Below are 1968 nucleotides of genomic sequence, written 5' to 3' on the forward strand. Positions count from 1 at the left end.
GCCCGCCGTGCACACCTCCGCGCGGGTGGACACGATCGAGGCGATCTTGTCGGAGAGCATGGCGGCGGAGGTGTCGGCGTTCTTCAGCGCGAACGTGCCGCCGAAGCCGCAACACTGGTCGGCCCCGGGCAGCTCCACCAGTTCCAGGCCGCGCACGGCCCGCAGCAGCCGCAGCTCCTGCCGGTCCCCCAGGCCCAGCACCCGGGCGCCGTGGCAGGCGGGGTGGTAGGTGACGCGGTGCGGGTAGCTGGCACCGACGTCCTCCACGCCCAGCACGTCCACCAGGAACTGGGAGAGTTCGTAGGTGCGCTCGGCCAGCTCCTCAGCGGCCCGGGCCAGCCCCTCGTCACCGGCCCCGCGCGCCACCATCGCCTGCTGGTGGCGGATGGAGGCCACGCACGACCCGGAGGGGGCCACCACCACGTCGGACTCCTCGAAGGCCCGCACGTGGTTGGCGACGACGCGCACGGCCTGGCGACGGTAGCCGGAGTTGATGTGCATCTGCCCGCAGCAGGTCTGGCCGTCGGGAACGGTGACGGTGTGGCCGAGCCGTTCCAGGAGGCGGGCGGGGGGCCACGCCGCCCGCGGCGCCATGGTGTCCACCACGCACGTGGCGAAGAGTGACACGCGCATACCGATGCCCCTTCCGTCGACCGTCATCCGGACGTCCCGCCGATCCTGGCCTCGGCATCCTCCCACGGCCGCCGGCTCCCCGTCGGCTCGTAACGGCGCACGCCGGCGGAGTCGGCCACGATCCGGCGCAGCCCCGTCAGGTCGCCCTCGATCGCTCCGACCGCGCGCGCCTGGACCAGCAGGTTGCCGATCGCGGTGGCCTCGGTGGGACCGGCGATCACCGGCAGGCCGACGGCGTCCGCGGCCCGCTGGCACAGCAGGGTGTTGTGCGCGCCGCCGCCGACCAGGTGCACCGCGTCGATCCGGCGTCCGGTCAGATCGGCCGCGCGGTGCACCCAGCGCCGGTAGGCCAGGGCGAGGGAGTCGATGACGCACCGCGCCGTCTCGGCGTCGTCGGCGGGCGGTCGCTGACCGGTGTCGCGTGCGTAGGAGTCGATGCGCGCGGGCATGTCCCCGGGTGGGAGGAAGCGCGGGTCGTCGACGTCCACCACACAGGCCAGCTCCGGAGCGCGGGCGGCCCGGGCGATCAGGTCGTCCAGCCGTACCTGCCGCCCCCGCCGGCTCCAGGTGCGCACCGACTCCTGGAGCAGCCACAGACCCATCACGTTGCGCAGGTAGCGGACGCTGCGGTCCACCCCCAGTTCGTTGGTGAAGTTCGCGGCCCGTCCCTCCTCGGACAGCAGCGGCGCGTCCAGCTCCACGCCCACCAGGGACCAGGTTCCGCAGGAGACGTAGGCGAAGTCCGGCCCCGTGGCGGGAACGGCGGCCACCGCCGAGGCGGTGTCGTGGGAGCCGACGGCCACCAGCGGAGTCCCGGCCGCGGCGCCGACGGTCTCACCGGGGCGCACCGGTGCCACCACGGTGCCGGGTTCGACCACCTCGGGCAGCAGCGGGGCCGCGTCCACCCCGAACGCCTCGGCGAGGACGTCGAGGACGCGGGGCGACCAGCGGCGGCCGCGGACGTCGAGCAGCCCCGTCGTGGAGGCGTTGGTCAGTTCGGCGACCTGGGCGCCGGTCATCCAGTGTCCGAGCAGGTCGGGGATGAGCAGCAGGCGCCGGGCGAGGGCGGTCCGGGCGTCGGCGGCCGCCGCGGCGAGCTGGAACACCGTGTTGAACGGCTGCACCTGCAGGCCGGTCACCTCATACAGCTCGGCGGAGGACAGGTGGGCGAACACCCGGTCGGGCGCGCCGTCGGTGCGCGCGTCCCGGTAGTGGACGGGGTTGTCGAGCAGGGAGCCGTCGGCGTCCAGCAGCCCGTAGTCCACCGCCCAGGAGTCGATGCCCGCCGACGCCAACGGGCCGAACCGGTCGGCCGCCTGCCGTAGACCGGCGGGG

The 1968-nt window shown here is 74.5% G+C and carries 2 protein-coding genes; both read right to left on the minus strand.

Annotated features, from left to right (window positions below):
• A partial coding sequence (locus D471_RS0124160) for a (Fe-S)-binding protein (protein ID WP_026128026.1) occupies positions 1 to 633 on the minus strand: 633 nt, incomplete at its 3' end.
• Positions 634 to 656: 23 nt separating this feature from the next.
• Positions 657 to 1968, minus strand: a 1312-nt coding sequence (locus tag D471_RS35925; RefSeq protein ID WP_017600998.1) for a rhamnulokinase, incomplete at its 5' end; no start/stop codon positions are given.

The sequence above is a fragment of the Nocardiopsis lucentensis DSM 44048 genome (assembly GCF_000341125.1).
Taxonomy (GTDB): domain Bacteria; phylum Actinomycetota; class Actinomycetes; order Streptosporangiales; family Streptosporangiaceae; genus Nocardiopsis; species Nocardiopsis lucentensis.